Annotated in this window: 15 protein-coding genes; 12 read left to right on the top strand and 3 right to left on the bottom strand. The window is 72.0% G+C overall.

The annotated features are described in order from the left end of the window. Positions 1-13: 13 nt before the first annotated feature. Positions 14-1,555 (bottom strand): FGGY-family carbohydrate kinase, encoded by a 1,542-nt coding sequence (locus ABD234_RS16105; RefSeq protein ID WP_344358390.1) that lies wholly within the window; start codon positions 1,553-1,555, stop codon positions 14-16. A 237-nt stretch (positions 1,556-1,792) separates the two neighbouring features. Here ABD234_RS16105 and ABD234_RS16100 point away from each other — a divergent pair, with 237 nt between their 5' ends. From ABD234_RS16100 to ABD234_RS16065, 8 genes are all read left to right on the top strand, one after another. Then, complete coding sequence (locus tag ABD234_RS16100; RefSeq protein ID WP_051486706.1) at positions 1,793-2,728, top strand: sugar-binding transcriptional regulator; 936 nt, start codon at positions 1,793-1,795, stop codon at positions 2,726-2,728. A gap of 449 nt (positions 2,729-3,177) precedes the next feature. After that, on the top strand, positions 3,178-4,317 hold the full coding sequence (locus ABD234_RS16095) for a zinc-binding dehydrogenase (RefSeq protein ID WP_344358385.1): 1,140 nt from the start codon (positions 3,178-3,180) through the stop codon (positions 4,315-4,317). Between the two features lie 37 nt (positions 4,318-4,354). Beyond that, positions 4,355-5,713 carry an MFS transporter gene (locus tag ABD234_RS16090; protein ID WP_038370613.1) on the top strand — a complete coding sequence of 453 codons (1,359 nt, stop codon included), beginning with the start codon at positions 4,355-4,357 and terminating at the stop codon, positions 5,711-5,713. Between the two features lie 105 nt (positions 5,714-5,818). Next, a complete protein-coding gene (locus tag ABD234_RS16085) occupies positions 5,819-6,604 on the top strand; it encodes an SDR family oxidoreductase (RefSeq protein WP_344358382.1) in 786 nt (261 codons plus the stop codon). 141 nt (positions 6,605-6,745) lie between these two features. Next, complete coding sequence (locus ABD234_RS16080; RefSeq protein ID WP_344358379.1) at positions 6,746-7,906, top strand: variant leucine-rich repeat-containing protein; 1,161 nt, start codon at positions 6,746-6,748, stop codon at positions 7,904-7,906. A 203-nt stretch (positions 7,907-8,109) separates the two neighbouring features. Further along, the gene (locus tag ABD234_RS16075; RefSeq protein WP_344358377.1) at positions 8,110-9,102 is read left to right on the top strand and encodes a WXG100 family type VII secretion target; all 993 of its coding nucleotides are present in this window, start codon (positions 8,110-8,112) and stop codon (positions 9,100-9,102) included. 48 nt (positions 9,103-9,150) lie between these two features. Further along, complete coding sequence (locus ABD234_RS16070) at positions 9,151-10,026, top strand: hypothetical protein (protein WP_344358375.1); 876 nt, start codon at positions 9,151-9,153, stop codon at positions 10,024-10,026. Next, positions 10,023-10,718, top strand: a complete 696-nt coding sequence (locus tag ABD234_RS16065) for a hypothetical protein (RefSeq protein WP_344358373.1) — start codon at positions 10,023-10,025, stop codon at positions 10,716-10,718. Before ABD234_RS16070 ends, ABD234_RS16065 begins: the two co-directional genes overlap by 4 nt. Here ABD234_RS16065 and ABD234_RS16060 read toward each other — a convergent pair. After that, the gene (locus tag ABD234_RS16060; RefSeq protein WP_344358371.1) at positions 10,699-12,249 is read right to left on the bottom strand and encodes a dihydrolipoyl dehydrogenase family protein; all 1,551 of its coding nucleotides are present in this window, start codon (positions 12,247-12,249) and stop codon (positions 10,699-10,701) included. The two genes, ABD234_RS16065 and ABD234_RS16060, sit on opposite strands and share 20 nt — an antisense overlap. Before the next feature lie 151 nt (positions 12,250-12,400). Between ABD234_RS16060 and ABD234_RS16055 the strand changes: the two genes are divergently transcribed. The 4 genes from ABD234_RS16055 (at position 12,401) to ABD234_RS16040 (ending at position 15,063) form a co-directional block, all read left to right on the top strand. Further along, entirely contained in the window at positions 12,401-13,027 is a 627-nt protein-coding gene (locus ABD234_RS16055) for a hypothetical protein (RefSeq protein ID WP_344358368.1), read from the top strand. 255 nt (positions 13,028-13,282) lie between these two features. Continuing rightward, positions 13,283-13,846: a hypothetical protein gene (locus ABD234_RS16050; RefSeq protein WP_344358365.1), complete on the top strand. Its 564-nt coding sequence runs from the start codon at positions 13,283-13,285 to the stop codon at positions 13,844-13,846. 164 nt (positions 13,847-14,010) lie between these two features. Continuing rightward, entirely contained in the window at positions 14,011-14,349 is a 339-nt protein-coding gene (locus ABD234_RS16045; protein ID WP_344358362.1) for a hypothetical protein, read from the top strand. 225 nt (positions 14,350-14,574) lie between these two features. Next, on the top strand, positions 14,575-15,063 hold the full coding sequence (locus ABD234_RS16040; RefSeq protein WP_344358360.1) for an NUDIX domain-containing protein: 489 nt from the start codon (positions 14,575-14,577) through the stop codon (positions 15,061-15,063). A 183-nt stretch (positions 15,064-15,246) separates the two neighbouring features. Here ABD234_RS16040 and ABD234_RS16035 read toward each other — a convergent pair whose 3' ends face one another. After that, a complete protein-coding gene (locus ABD234_RS16035) occupies positions 15,247-15,861 on the bottom strand; it encodes a hypothetical protein (protein WP_344358357.1) in 615 nt (204 codons plus the stop codon). Positions 15,862-15,868: the final 7 nt, after the last annotated feature.

The raw sequence follows: 15,868 nt of genomic DNA, 5'->3' as shown, positions 1-15,868 counted from the left end.
AGCCGGGAGCTGATCAGATGCGCGGTGCGGGGGAGTCCTCCTCCTGCATCCGTGCGAGGGCGTGGCTGATGGAGCGGGTCGCGGGGTACAGCTCCCGGTACAGCCCGTACAGCGCGTCGTAGCGCTCCCGGGTCGCGGGGTCGGGCTCGCACCGCCGCTGGACCGGGTTCCACGAGGAGACATCGGCCCCGAGCACGCGGGCCGCCGCGAGCATCGCGTCCCCGTACGAGGCGCCGATGGTCACGCGCGGCAGCTCCTGGGCCAGCCCGGTCACGTCGGCGACGATCTGCGGCCACAGGCCGGTGCGGGTGCCGCCGCCCAGCGCGACCGTCCGGGAGATCGCGCATCCCTGCGCGCGCAGCTCCTCGAGGTGGTGGCGCACGCCGTACGCGGCCGCCTCGAGCACGGCCCGGTACAGGTCCCCGCGCCCGTGCGAGAGGGTGAGCCCGGCGACCACGCCGCGCGCCTCCGGATCCGCCAGCGGGGAGCGCTCCCCGGAGAAGTACGGCAGCACCAGCAGGCCGTGGGCGCCCGGAGGGCTCAGCGCGGCATCGGCCACCAGCTCGCCCACGTCCGGGGCGGACAGCAGGTCCCGCAGCCAGGTGGTGATCGCCCCGGAGGCCGCCATGCCGCCGGTGAGCATGCTGGTGCCCTCGGTGGTGCCCGGGGTCGGGAACAGATGCCGGCTGGGCACCGGCTGCGGGGTCATGGCCAGCAGGAAGGTGGTCGTCCCGTACATGAGCATGAGATCCCCCGGGGCGCGGACGCCTCCGCTGACGGCCTCCGCCCAGGCATCGATCGTGCCCGCCAGCACGGGCGTTCCCGCGGGAACGCCCGGGAGCGCGGCGGCGACGCCGGGCAGGACGTGCCCGGCGACCTCGTCGGCCCAGAGCAGGCGCGGCAGATCGAGGCCCGGAGCGGCGGCCTCGGCCCAGGGGGCGTGCCAGTCGCGGGCGGCGATGTCGTACAGCGGCGCGACCTGGGCCGCGCTCGCATGGTCCAGGACGTACGCGCCGGTCAGGCGGCGCACCAGGAACGAGGACGGCATCAGCAGGCGGCGGGCGAGGGCGTAGCGCTCCGGCTCCTTCTGGGCGACCCAGAGGATCTTCGGGCCGGCGGCCTGCGCGGTGAGCGAGCACCCGCTGCGGCGCAGGATCTCCTCGGGGCCGAGCCGGGCGTCCAGGGCGCGGATCTGCGCCTCGGCGCGCGTGTCCACACCGTAGAGGATGGCCGGGCGCACGGGGGCATCGTCCTCGTCGACCAGCAGCACGCAGGGCCCCATGCCGGACACGCCGATCGCCGCGATCCGGGATCCGCGGGCCAGGGCCGCCGATCCGAGCTCGCGGGCGATGCCCAGGAACTCTTCCCACCAGATCCCCGCGTCCACCTCGACGTGGCCGGGGGCGGGACGGGAGACCTGGTGCTCGCGCACGGCCGTGGCGAGGACCTCGCCGTCCGGCGCGACGAGCACGCCCTTGGTGCTCGAGGTGCCCACGTCCACGCCCAGCACCACGCTGCCGGAGGCGGGCGCGGGCCGCTGCGTGCCTGGAGCCATGGAACTGCACCCTTCGTCGTCGTGACCTCGTCGTCCGCCCCGCGCGGACCGGTCCGGGCGACGCTGTCATCCTGCCACGCCCCCGCGCGCTTCCCGCCACGGCCGATGCGGCGCCCGGCAGGAGCCGGCGCGCGGCGGATCCGGCGGGCGGGACGGCGCGGGACCGGGAGGTATCTATAGGATCGTGCCCGCACCCGGGCCCCAGCGGCGGCCCGCCGCGACGAGGAGGAGGTGCGCGTGCTCGAGACGACCATGGATCTGCAGCTGCTGCATCGCGCCGCCTCGGCCTACTACCTCGACGACCTGCGCCAGGCGGAGATCGCGGCCAAGCTCGGCGTCTCCCGCCCGACGGTCAGCAAGCTGCTGGCGGAGGCGCGCCGCATCGGCATGGTCCGCTTCGAGGTGCTCGACGTGACCACGGCCGATCTCGACGATCTCGCCGCGCGGCTGCGAGAGACGCTCGGGGTGGAGTCGGTCCGCATCGCCCCGGGCGACCAGGTCCAGCGCGAGTACCGCGGTCTCGGCGAGCTGCTCGCCGAGGAGCTCGCCGCGCTCGGTCTGCGTCGCGGCGACGCGCTGCTGATCTCCTCGGGCCGGACCACCTTCGCCGTCAGCGGCATGCCCATGCTGCCCCCGCTGCCGGGCGTGATCATCGCCCCGACCGTGGGCGGCCTGCAGGAGCCCGACCAGGCCTACCAGACCAACGACACCGCGCGCCGCATCGCCGCCCGCACCGGTGCGGAGTCCCGCTCGATCTTCGCGCCCGCCCTGCCCAGCGCCAGCCTCTGGTCCTCGCTGCAGGCCGATCCGAGCTTCCGGGAGATCACCGACCTGTGGGACCGGGCGCGGGCCGTGATCGTCGGCGTCGGCGCCCCGTACGCGCGGCGCGAATCCCTCACCAGCGTGGTCCCGCGCGAGGAGCCCTCCCTCGAGGCCGCGGCGGGCGACATCTGCCTGCACTTCTTCGGCGACGACGGCGAGCCGATGGCCTTCCCCGGCTCGGACCGCCTGGTGCGGCCCAGCCTCGACCAGCTCCACGCGGTGCCGACGATCTTCGCGCTCGCGGCGGGACGCGAGAAGGCCCGCTCCATCCGGGCCGGCGCCCGGGCGCAGCTGTTCACGCACCTCATCACCGACGTGCCCACGGCCGAGGCCGTGCTCGCCGAGGCCTGAGCCCCGGGCGCATCGGCGCCCGCGCGGGCAGTCGCCCCAGCACCGGCGGGGCGGGGCATGTGCTCCGCCCCCTCGAGCCATTGCACGCGACTGTTCCAGAGATGGCGCTTTCCGGGAACAGGACGGTGCAATCTCTCGAACGCGCCCGCAGCCTCCTTCGTGCGACCGCTCCCTCGCGAACCCGCCCACTCCGACTCGATCGAGTGCGCCCGCTCTCTCTCGAGTGCGCCCGCTCTCTCTCGAATGCGCCCGCTCTCTCTCGAATGCGACCGCTCCCTCTCGAGCGCGCCCGTACCCGCGCGAGTGTGCCCGCTCTCACGGGCCGTGACCGGACGGATCGGCGCGCGACCTGCGGTGGAACATTTGTGCTTGACGGATGTTCCGTGACGGGCCTAGCCTCGACCCTGCCCGACCCCACGGGATGGACCCCATCGAAGGAGATGACCGCGATGAGCGAGACCCAGACGATCCCCGCGACCGACCCCACCGCCGCGACCCCGGCCCGCGAGATCCCCGCCACCATGAAGGCCGTCGTGATGCATGCCCCCGAGGACTACCGCCTCGAGGAGCTGCAGGTCCCCACGCCCGCCGCCGACGAGCTGCTGATCCGCGTCGAGGCCGTCGGCGTCTGCGCGAGCGACCTGAAGTGCTACCACGGCGCCACCAAGTTCTGGGGCGACGAGAACCGCGACCGCTGGGTCCAGCCCGGCGTCACCCCCGGCCACGAGCTCGTCGGCGAGGTCGTCGCAGGATCCGACGAGGCGCTGGCCCACCACGGCGTCTCCCTCGGCGACCGCATCGCCTGCGAGCAGATCGTCCCCTGCGGCGAGTGCATGTACTGCACCCGCGGCTGGTACTGGATGTGCGGCCCCCACGACATGTTCGGCTTCAAGCACTACGACGGGGCCATGGCCGAGTACATGATCGTGCCGAGCCTCGCCCGCGCCCACAGGGTCTCCGGCGACATCCCCGCCCACCACGCCGCCTTCTCCGAGCCGCTGTCCTGCTCCTTGCACGCCGTCGAGCGCGCGCAGATCACCTTCGACGACGTCGTCGTGGTCGCCGGCTGCGGGCCCATCGGCCTCGGCGCGGTGATCGGCGCGAGCCACAAGACCCCCAAGCAGGTCATCGCCCTCGACTTCGACGACGACAAGCTCGCCCTGGCGAAGAAGTGCGGCGCCGACCTCACCCTGAACCCCGGGAAGGTCGACGTGGTCGAGGAGATCCGCGCCCTGACCGGCGGCTACGGCGCCGACGTCTACATCGAGTGCACCGGCCACCCCAGCGCCGTGAAGCAGGGGCTGACCCTGCTGCGCAAGCTGGGCCGCTTCGTGGAGTACTCCGTGTTCAAGGACGACGTCACCGTCGACTGGTCGATCATCTCCGACGACAAGGAGCTCGACGTCCTCGGCGCACACCTGGGGCCGAACTGCTGGCCGGCCGCCATCAAGATCATCGAGTCCGGGGTGCTGCCGATGGAGGAGATCTGCACCCACCAGTTCGGCCTGGAGGACTTCCAGACCGCGCTGGACACCGTCGGCGACTCCTCCGGCGCCTCCGTCAAGGTCTCCATCGTCCCCGGCTCCTGAGTCGTCGCCGTCCCTCCCCGCACGAAGGAGTGCCCCCATGAGCTCGACCTCCACCTCCTCGCCGGCATCGGCCGCCCCGATCCCCGGCACCGACCAGGAGTCCTTCCTGGACCGGCTCGGCATCCCCCACGCCCTGCGCTGGGGCTTCCTGGGCGTGCTCGTCTTCATGACGGGCAACGGCGTGGAGACGAACTTCGTCTCCCCGCACATCGCGAACGTCCTCGGCGGCGGCGACGACAAGATCAACCTCGCCGCCACCATCATCACCGTGTACAGCCTGTCGGCCCTGATCGGCTCCTACCTCGCCGGGGCGCTGTCGGACCTGTGGGGCCCGCGGCGCGTCATGCTGCTGGGCGTCACGGTGTGGGTCGTCTTCCAGGCCGCCTTCGTCGGCGCGCTGGCCACCGGCTCCGTGCCGCTGATCTTCCTCACCTACGCGGTGCGCGGCTTCGGCTTCCCGCTGTTCGCCTTCGCGTTCCTGGTGTGGATCAACACCGTGGTGAACAAGGAGCGCAACGGCGCGGCGGTCGGCTGGTTCTACGTCATGTTCACCGGCGGCATGCCGACCATCGGCTCCCTGGTCGCGATCGTGCTGATCCCGGGTCTGGGCGGCGGGCTCGGCGGGGAGCGCTGGACGATGATCGCCTCGACCGCGATCGTCATCGCCGGATTCCTCATCGCCCGCCTCGGCGTCCGCGAGGAGCACGGCGACAAGCGCCTGGCCCCCGCGGGGGAGAGCGCCGCCCGGGTGATCCTGTCCGGCGTCACCCTCGCCGCCACCAACCGCCGCGTGATGATGGGCTTCCTGACCCGCCTGATCAACACCGCCCCGCAGTTCGGCATGTTCATCATCCTGCCCACCGTCATCGCCGACACCCTGGGCTGGGGCCAGTCCCGCTGGCTGCTCATGACCTCGGTGATCTTCGCCGGCAACATCCTGTTCAACGCCGCCTTCGGGGCGCTCGGCGACAGGATCGGCTGGACCACCACGGTGCGCTGGTTCGGCATCGTCGGCTCCGCCATCGGCCTGCTGGCCTGGTGGTACGTGCCGCACTGGGTGCCGGCCGGCTCGGACTGGGGCTTCGTCGTCGCGGTCGCGGCGGGCACCGTCTTCGGCATCCTGCTGGCCGGCTTCGTGCCGCTCGGCGCGATCATGCCGGCGCTGGCCCCGCAGCACAAGGGTGCGGCGATGGCCATGTACACCACCGCCGCCGGCGGTGCGACCTTCCTCGGCTCCGCCGTGGTCGCCCTGGTCCGCCCCTGGGGCGGGGACGTCGGGGTGGTCTGGGCCTTCGTCGCCCTCTACGGCTGCGCCTTCGTGATGACCTTCTTCCTCAAGGTCCATCAGCCCCGGCTGCACGGCCCGGTCCCGGAGGCCGATGCCGTCCGCGCCTGAGGGCACCGTCCCGGTCCCTCCGCCCCGGGGCGGCCCGCCCCGCCCCCGTCCCCGCCTCCCACCGCCGCACTCCCGCACACCTCGCCTTCCACGAACGGAGCCACCATGCCCACCCCGATCTCCCCCCTGTTCGACCTGACCGGCCGCACCGCCCTCGTCACCGGCGGCGCCAAGGGCCTCGGCCTGGCGATGGCCTGGGCCCTCGCCGAGCACGGCGCCGACATCGTGCTGGCGGACATCGACGACGCCGTCGGCGAGAAGGCGGCCGCCGAGCTGGCCGAATCCGCCGGCGTGCGCACCGGCTACCGCCACGTCGACGTCACCTCGCCCGATGCCGTCGACGCGGTCGTGGCCGATGTCGTCGCCGAGTTCGGCGGGATCCACATCCTGCTCAACAACGCCGGCATGGTCATCCACCAGAACCTCGAGGACGTGACCGCCGAGAACTGGCGCAAGGTCATGGCGCTGAACCTCGACGGCGTCTTCCACGTGCTGCAGGCCGTGGGCCGCCACATGCTCGAGCGCGGCAGCGGCAGCATCATCAACACCGGCTCGATGAGCGGCATCATCGCCAACGTCCCCCAGGCCCAGGCGTCCTACAACGCCTCCAAGGCCGCCGTCCACAACCTCACCCGCAGCGCGGCCCTCGAGTGGGCGGACCGCGGGGTGCGGGTCAACGCGATCGCCCCCGGGTACATGAAGACCGAGCTCACCCGCGAGTTCTTCGAGGCCGGCGGCCCGCAGATCGACCAGTGGATGCTGATGACCCCGATGTCCCGCCCGGGCGAGCCCCACGAGCTCGGCGGCGCGGCCGTCTACCTGGCCTCGGATGCGAGCAGCTTCGTGACCGGCTCGGTCCTCTCGATCGACGGCGGCTACACCGCGGCCTGAGCACGATCATGCGTCCGATGGGCTGCGCCGCTCCGTCTGCGATGGGCGGCGCAGCCCTCTGCGGTGGGGGAGGCTGCCGTCGGGGCGTCCGGGACCTCGAAGGGCGGCTGCGCCCTGCGGCGGCTCCGTATAGTGGCCCGCATGGTGGCACAGGGGGATCGGGAACGGTACATCGCCGGGGACCCCAGGACTTCCCCTCAGGAACTGGCGGATCTGGCCGGCCGCCGCTGGGATCTTCACGCCGTCATCGCGGCGAACCCGCGCACCCATCCGGCCCTGCGCCGCTGGATCGCCTCGGTGAACCCGCACGGCATGGCTCGCCCGCCCGCGGCGCCTGCTGCTCCGAGGCGGTATGGCCGCCCGCCCGCCGGCTTTCCGCCGCCCGGCCGCCCGCCCCTTGCTCCTCGGACGCCGCCGCGACGTGGTGGGATCGGAGGATGTCTCGCAGGGTGCGGATGCTCCACGCTGGTGCTCGTGCTGGTGGCGATGGTGATCCTCGGTGCCGGCGCGCTGCTCTCGCCCGACGGATCCGATCGCCCCGCAGCCGGTGGCAATCACCCCTCGCCCTCGGGCGGTTCCGGTGACCCCGCGGTCGACGAGCAGCTGGCGATCTTCGACGCGGAGCGGGAGCGATACTACGAGCTCGTGGCGGAGCTGGAGGGCAATCCCGCTGCTCCGCTGGTGACCCTTCCCGGCCAGTACGCACGGCTGGAGGACCGGGCGGCATCGGTGGGCACCAACGAGTTCTCGGCGCAGACCGTGGCGCAGGAGGCGCAGCGGCGTCGCGAGGACCTGGAGCAGCACGTCGACGCCGCGGCGGATCGCGCCGCCAACAGCTCGGGTTCCCTCAGCGAGGGTCTCGTCGACGAGGCCGGGGACGGACTCATCGATATCCGCTGGGACGCAGATGCCGTGTGCGCGCAGAGCGAGAGGGAAGGCTGGACCACGTTCGGCTGCGTCCTCGGGGCGGACGCGCTCACTGTCCATCTCCAGCCCGAAGACTCGTTCACCGGGGAATGGGACATACAGATGACCGTTCAGCATGAACTGGCACACGTCTACCAGCGAGCGGATCGCGCCAGATTCGACGATGGGTCCAGCGAATACGACGAGCTGCTCGAGCAGGGGCTGTTCCAGGGCAGCGTAGAGCTGATGGCTGACTGCTACGCCCTCACCTACTACGACGAATGGACGCTGGAGACCGACTCCGTGGAGGTCGGCTACGGATACGTCTGCGACGAGAGCGAGCGCGATGCGATCCGCGAGTGGTCCGCGAGCATCGATGCGCCCATGCCTGGCTGAGCCTCGCCACCTGCCGGGAGGCGATGATCGCCACCGAGGAGCGAACCAGCTGTCCCGGTGAGCCCGCTGAGGAACAGCCCGGGGGGCGGTGAGCCAGAGGCGTGCCATGGGGACTCCTCCCCATGGCCCCGGGACGCCGGTCTTCCTAGGGTGGTCCGCGACGGACGGCACAGCGTCCGGCATCGGACGACGAGGAGCGGGACATGGCGACCTTCCTGGGAGCGGACACCGACGCGCTGCGGGAGATGGCAGGGGTCTTCGAGACGCGCAGCCGACGGCTCGAGGAGCTGCGGGCGCAGATGGAGACCGCCGTCATGCGCCCGGAAGTGTGGGCGGGGCCGGATGCCGAGGCGTTCCGGGACCGCTGGACGGCCACCAGCGCGCGCATCTCCGACGCGGTCGAGGGCATCGCCCGGCGCCGGCCCGAGCTGGAGGACCAGGCCGAGCAGCAGGACCAGGCCTCGGACCCGGGCAGCGAGGGCGGCGGGCTGCTGGACTCGATCGGCGACCTGTTCTCCTCGCTCGGGGACGGGCTGAAGGGTCTGCTCTCCGCGGCCAAGAAGTTCCACGGCGCCTTCAAGGCGTTCCGCCTGTTCTCCGAGCTCTCCGCCCTGGGCAAGGCCGGGTTCGAGGGCCTCAAGGGGCTGATCAACCAGCAGTTCATCGACGAGCTCGTGGACAAGACCCGCGGCCCGGCGCGCGGGATCATGGAGTTCCTGCAGGGCAGGGGCTGGACGCGGATGGCCGATATGGCCTCGGGGATCCTCGACTCCGGGATCGTCAAGGGGGCGGGGAGGTTCCTCGGCAAGGCGCTGCCGGTGCTCGATATCGGCATGGGCATCCACCAGATGGTCACCGCGGAGGACGGCTGGGACATCGCCGCCGGCGGCCTGAGCACCCTCAGCGGCGGGCTGCTGCTGGCCGCGCCGTTCTGCGGCCCGGCGGCCCCGATCGTCGCGGGCGTCGGCCTCGTCGCCGGCGGCGTGTCCCTGGCGATCGACGCCGGGAAGTACATCGTGGAGAACTGGGACTCGATCACCGAGACCGCCGGGCAGGCGTGGGACGCGACCACCGAGTTCGTCGGCGACGCCTGGGACTCCACGACCGAGGCCGTCGGCGATGCGTGGGATGCGACCACCGACGCGGTGGGCGACTTCGTCGACGACCCGCTGGGAGCGATCGGATCGCTCTTCTGACATGCTGAACCCGCCCGCCGCCTGTCGAGATCTGCACGAGGACCTCCCATGACCGAGACCGCGACGCCCGCCCCCGCCTCGCCCGAGTTCCCCTACGGCGTGGGCCGCAGCGAGGACGCCGACGCCCCCATCGCGTACACCACGTACGACGCGGCCTGCGCCCTCGCCCTGCTGCAGCGCATCGAGGACGGCGACGAGCCGCAGGACATCATCACCCTCAGCGACGAGCAGATCGTCGGCGTGGACGGGCACCTGCGCCGCCAGCTGACGGCGCTGCCATGGCTCGAGCTGCACGAGCAGGACCGCGCCGTGGCGGCGACCGCAGGCCTGCGCTCCCTGCTCGCCTCCGGCCAGGTCGCGCTCGGACAGGACCTGGACACGGGGGAGAGGCGCTGGCTGGTGGACCCCGCCATCAACGGCTGCAGCGTGCTGCGCCGCACCGCCGACGTGCTCTGCTCGGCCGAGCGCCAGGTCCAGGGCGAGGCCGGGCCGCAGACCCATCGCCTCTACTACTACGTGCACCGCGAGGGCATCCTCGAGGAGGAGGTCACCGCCTCCGGCATGCACGTCTTCCGGGTCCTGCGTCCCGAGGCCGTGCCCGCGCGGATGATCACCCTGGTGGACCAGGACGCGGCGGCGGGCGAGTCCGGGGAGCCGACCCTGCTCGAGGAGGGCGACCTCGCCCCGGGCGGGCGGTTCGCGCAGCGGCTGGCCGATGCCCGCGCCATCACGATCCTGTCCGCGCTCGACACCCGCACCGACGACGTCAAGCAGCTGACGGTCTACGCCACCACCACGGAGGTCCTCGCCCAGCAGGCCGAGGACCTCGAGAGCGAGACCCCGCGGCTGACCCTGAAGCCCGTCTCCCGGGAGGAGCTGACGGACCTCGCGGCCTGGTTCGTGCGGCGCGACGAGGAGGCGTGAGGGTGGGAAAGGCCGCCCGCGTCGCCCGGCGCCGCGGCCTGGGCCGCCCGCTGCACAGCTACCGCCAGGCGTTCCCGCTGTGGTGGCATCTGCTGTTCGTGGGCATCGTGCTGGTGATCGTCGCGGCGGTGTCCCTGAACCAGACCGTGCCCGTGGCGGGGAAGGTCGCCGGGATCTCCGTGCCGCTGCTGGCCACGGGGATCGCCTGGTGGGTGCTCACGGATGTGCGCCTCGTGCTGTGCGAGGGCGGCCTGCTCATCGGCCGCTTCTTCCCCGGCATGCCGCCCTACGCGATCCCGTACCGCGCGATCGAGCCACGCGGCGTGACCTGTGTCGAGGACATCGGCCGCTTCTCCCGCGCGACCGGTCGCAGCTACGGCTCGACCCTGTTCTACTTCCCGCAGTCCCGGCGCGGGATCCTCCTGGACGGGCCCACCGCCGCCCAGGCCCGGGAGGGCTCCGCCCTCGGCGGGGGCATGTTCGACACCGCCGCGGACACGGTGCGCGGCGGCAAGATGTGGGCCTTCGCCTACTCCGGCCGCCCCGAGGTGATCACCGCGCAGCTGCAGCAGGGCCTCGCCGCCCAGGGCGTCCCGCACGCCGCGGCGCTGCAGGGCGTCGCCCTGCCCGAGCGCAGCGTCGGCGCCTCCCCGCAGGAGGCCCGGGCCCGGATCAACGGCCTGGCGCGCTGACCGGCGGGCCGACGGGAGCGCGCAGCTCGCGCGGAAGCTCCTCGAGCAGCCGCAGCCACAGCTCGGAGGCCGTCGGGTAGGACGCCACGGCGTGGCGCAGCACGGCGACCGGCACCCGCCCGGTGATCGCGACGGTCGCGGCGTGGACGAGCTCAGCGGCTTCCGGGCCGACGAAGGCCGCCCCGAGCAGCAGCCCCGTGGCGCGGTCCACGACGATCTGCGCCCGTCCGGGCACCGCGTCCCGCAGCAGCGCGGTCCCGGCCGCGGCCCCGAAGGGCACCTGCGCGGTGACGACCTCGGCGCCCCGCTCCCGGGCCTGCGCCTCCGTCTCGCCGACGCTCGCGACCTGCGGATCGGTGAACACGACCTGCGGCACCGGGGCGTCCGGCACCTCGAAGGGCGGCTGCGTCCCGGTCGCGGCGGCCGCGATCCGCGCCCCGACCACCCGGGCGCGGTGCTTGCCCCAGTGGGTCAGCGGCGCCTCGCCGCTCGCATCGCCGACGGCGTGCAGCCAGGCCGGGAGGCGGCCGGCGAGCACATCGTCCGCGTCGAGGCCGATGCTCTCCAGGCCCACGTCCCGCAGCCGGGGCCGGCGGCCGGTGGCCACGAGGACCTCGTCGGCCTCGTGCTCGGTGCCGTCCTCGCAGCGCAGGGTCACCGGCCCGCCGTGGACCCGCCCCAGCCCGGTCGCCTCGGCCTGCGGCCGATGGGCCTGCGCGACGCGCGCCCCGCGCACGATCCGGACCCCGGCGCCCTCGAGTGCCTCCGCGACGGCCTCGCCCGCGAAGGGCTCCGCCGAGGACAGCAGCGCATCCCCGCGCACCAGCATCGTCACCGATGAGCCGAGCGCCCGCATCCAGGTCGCCGCCTCGCAGGCCACCACCCCGCCGCCGATGATCACCAGACGCTCCGGCACCTCCACCACGCCCGTCGCATCGCGCGAGGTCCACGGCTCGATCCCCTGCAGCGGGCCGGGGATCGCGGCCTCGCTGCCGGTGGCGAGGACCACCGCGTGGCGGGCCGCGAGCACGCGCCGCGTGCCGTCGGCCGCGAGGACCTCGACGCGGCGCTCGCCGACCAGCCGTCCGTGGCCCCGCTCGAGGGCCAGCCCCGCTCCCGCGGCCCAGCGCGCCTGGCCGGCATCGTCGTAGTGGGAGACCCAGTCGTCGCGCCGCGCGAGCAGCGCCTCGGGCTCGAGGGCCGCGGTCGCCACGCCCGGCAGCGTCTCGGTGGTGCGGGCGACGTCGATCGGGCGCAGCAGCGCCTTCGAGGGCATGCACGCGTAGTACGAGCACTCCCCGCCCAGCAGGGCCTCCTCGACGATCGCGGCGGTGAGGTCGGTATCCTCGATCGCGTACTGGGCGGCGTTCTCGCCGACGGGCCCGCCGCCGAGGACGATCACGTCGTAGGCGGCCTCGGGCGCGGACGGGGACGCAGCCCCGGAGGCGGAGTCGGCCGGGGCGGAGTCGGCGGTGTCGCGGACGGCGGTGTCGGGGACGGCGGGGGCGGCGGACTGCTGCGGTGCGCTCATGGGGTCATGCTCCCACCTGTGCGCCCGCGACGGAGGTCCGCAGATCCAGAGGATCCGCGCGAACCGATGGTGCCGATCGCGCGAGGTGGGGCAGACTGTCCGGCATGACCCTCCGTCCTCCCGCGCCGCCGTTCCGCGGCGCGAACCGGCGATGACTGCGGCGCGAGAGGCCCAGGCGGCGCTGGTCCCCCTGATCGCGGAGGCGAGCAGCCGGCCCTGCCGCGCGGGGGCGAGCGCGCTGACATGGGCGGGGGACGACGGTTTCGCCCTGCGCCTGACCCTTCAGCTGCCCTCGCGGCCGACCGGCACCCGCTCCGTCCCCGCGATCGTGCACGTGCAGGTCACCGCGCAGCGGCTGGGGCGGTGGCGCCGGGAGCACGATCTTCCGGCGGAACAGGGGAGCGTCCTGTCGGTGCCGCTGGGGCTGCTGACCTCCCGTGCGCAGGGGCGGCGCTGGGAGATCGGGGACCCGCAGCGCGACCGGACAGCGCAGGAGATCGCCGATGCCGTCGAGGAGCACGCCCTGCCCCTGCTCGCGCTGCTGCAGGAGCCGGAAGCGGCCTGCCCGCTGCTCGCCCGGGACCTCTGGGGCATCTCCGCCCGGCTGCCGGAGGACGTCGCCCCGCCGCCCGTGGACTATCTCCTGTGCTGGGGCCGCGACGACCTGGTGGGGGAGATGGTGGCGCAGGCACGCACGGTGGCACGGTTCCGCCAGGACCTGGCGGGCCCGCACCCCTGCGACTGGGTGGAGCTGGCCCGATCCGTCGGCGCGGTCTGAGGTCCGTCGCGCCAGCCTGCTGTGCGAGCATGACGCCATGGCCGAGCCACGGAGGAGAGCTGCCGCGGCGTGACGCAACTGTGACCTGATGTGGTCATGGCCTGCAGGTTCGCTGTGAGCATACTGTGCTCAATCTCCGGCCCCGGAGGGGGTGGAGCGGCAGCGATGCCGCGAGTGGGTGGAGGAACCTGCGGTGCGGATGAATGCCCAGGACCCGTGGGTCCAGCGGCTCTGGATGTCGACGGTGGAAGTGTCGTGAACCGTCCTCTCACGGCCGTGCCGGATGCCCGACGCGTACGACGGCGCACGCTGCTGTTCGGTGGCTCGTCGCTCGTCGTCGGCGCACTGATGAGCTCGTGCGGGCCTCGATCCCGGGATATCAGCCGCACCGTCGATCTCCCGTGGACCGAGCGGCTGTGCGGCCTTCGGGTCGACGACGGAGTCCTGACAGCCGCCATTCCGGAGTGCAACGGCGCCGTCTGGTACTCCAGCACGAGGATTCGCCTTGCGGGCGGAGGGTCGGACACGAGGCCCACGTGGTGGGGGCTCGGCGAGGTCTCCGAGGAGCGCGGGCCGTCTGTGCTCGGAGGTTCGGCGTTCCGAGAATCTGACGGCTCCTACGACACGACGCTGGACCTCTACGTGGATGTCCGTTCGCAGACGGTGGGACGCATCATCCAATGGGTCGGCGTCGAAGAAGCTCATTGGCCTGAGGATGCGAACGTGTTCCTCAACGGCGCCGGGGAGTCGTTCGAGCTTCAGGTCATCGCGAAAGGGGGCGAGACGTGCGAGCATGGCGACGGCGCCCTCTTCGGATAGGAGTCCTCACGGCGGCCTCCTGCCTGGTCCTGGCGGGCTGTGTCTTCATAGAGGACTTGCCGGGTGACCGCGACGACGAGCCCGCGGACGGGGTTTCTCACGAGATCGCGTACTATTATGATTCTTCGACCCTTCGATTTGTCATTCCGGATTGCTTCGGCCTCGTGACCGAGATCTATGCGATGCCGCCTGACGCGATGGGTGGCGGCGCGGGCTTCGTCCTCGCCGACCCTCGCGTCGCACTTCGTGGCGGAGCCCCGGTGGATGGACGGCTGTACTCCATCCAGTACGGGGAGCCTTCTGTGCTCGACGAGGAGGTGGTGGTCATGGTCGGCACTGTGCTGAGAAGCTACCCCGCCATGATCCTTCCCCCGGAATCGAAGCGGAGGACCGCTCCGGAGGGGTTTGCGGTCTTCGAGGACGGGCGCAGCGTTCCCCTCGACCAGGTTCGCAACGACCGGACCGCCTGCGTGCAGGGCGGTGTGGGGTCGGTTCCGGAGTAGCGCTCGTCGGACCCATCGTCGCTCCGTTCGGAGCTCCCATGCCGGGACTCTCATTCGGCGGGGTGGTCGGGGCGATCCTGCCACCGCGCCGGTCAGTGCCCGATTGCCGTGGGCTCCGGCCGCGACGTCGCCCGGATCGCCGTGGTCCGCTCAGACCAGTACGTTCCCGCCTGCCCGTGCTGGAGTCGCACGCTTCGCCCCGGCAGGCTGTGCGAGCATGACGCCATGGCCGAGCTGCTTCCCGATCCCGTCTTCTTCGCCTCCCTCCCCAAGGTGTACTCCTCCGGGTCGGTGATCCTGCGCGATGAGCGGGACCGGGTGCTCATCGAGAAGCCCAGCTACCGCGACCACTGGCTGCTGCCCGGCGGGCACGTCGACCCGGACGAGGACGTCCGCATGACCGCGCGCCGGGAGGTGCGCGAGGAGCTGGGCCTGGACATCGAGGTCGGGCGGCTGCTGACCGTGAACTGGCTGCCGGCCCTCGCGGAGTCCGGGCGGCCGATGGGCGTCCACTTCGTCTTCGACGGCGGCGTCATCCCGTCCGACGTCCTCGAGCGCGAGGTCGTGCTGCAGGAGTCCGAGCTCGAGGAATGGCGCCTGGTCGAGGAGTCGCAGCTGCACATGCTCAGCACCTGGGGCTCCCGCCGGGCCCTGACCGCGATGCGCGTCCTGCGCGGCGAGGAGCCGGCCGACCTCATCGGCTTCGGCGGCTGACCCCGACCCTCGTCCTGCGGCCGACTCTGCCGCGGCTCGTCTGGCCGGTGGGCTCTGCCTCCGTTCTGCTATCGTACTCATTTGCGGACGGCGTCCTGTCGATTGCTTGACCCTCACCTTCGGCGCTTCGGTCCATCGCTGTGTCTGGCCGTTTTCCCGGCAGTCGGTTAATGGGTGCTGGAGCTACCGGCCGAAAAGCTCGTCGATTGTCGCCGATTCCGGGATGTTGTCCCCACTCTCCCCGATTGATCTGAAAGATTCTTCGGTTGCTAGGTTGAGTGTCACTTCCTGCAGGTAGATGCCGGCGTCGCCTCCGGCGATGAAGAACTTTTCCGAATCTTGACCAGCCGGTTGCGTCTGATTTCGGAATAGAATGTACGTTTTTCCCAGTTCCAGGATCGGTGCTGGCGTTTCCTGCATGTCAGGCGAGCCATGCTGGATGACGATCAGCTCAGGAAACGACGTCGGGAGGAGTTCGCTATCGCTTCCCTGGGGTTCAGGTGACGAATAATCTTCAACTATTACCCGCACTTCGGTCGTTGATAAAGTGTCGCCGTCCAGCAATGTTCGTTCACCATTTGCGTATGAGTCAACGATCGCTTTTACGACTAGGTCGCAGTTTGCCCGCATTGAGTCGAGCGAGTCGTAGATCGTTGCGCGGGAACCGGACATTCCGGCGCCTATCTCCTCTCGGGGGCCGCACGAAGACATGACGCCGGTGAGCATGACCGGGCCGGCGATCAGGAGCGTACGGCGGGTGCATCTGTTCATGGCTTCCTCTCGGGAGATGGCGTTCATGCCTGCT

This window comes from Brachybacterium phenoliresistens, assembly GCF_039530785.1.
Taxonomy (GTDB): domain Bacteria; phylum Actinomycetota; class Actinomycetes; order Actinomycetales; family Dermabacteraceae; genus Brachybacterium; species Brachybacterium phenoliresistens.
The sequence above is the reverse complement of the archived record's forward strand: the minus strand, read 5'-3'. Positions and strand labels throughout refer to the sequence as shown.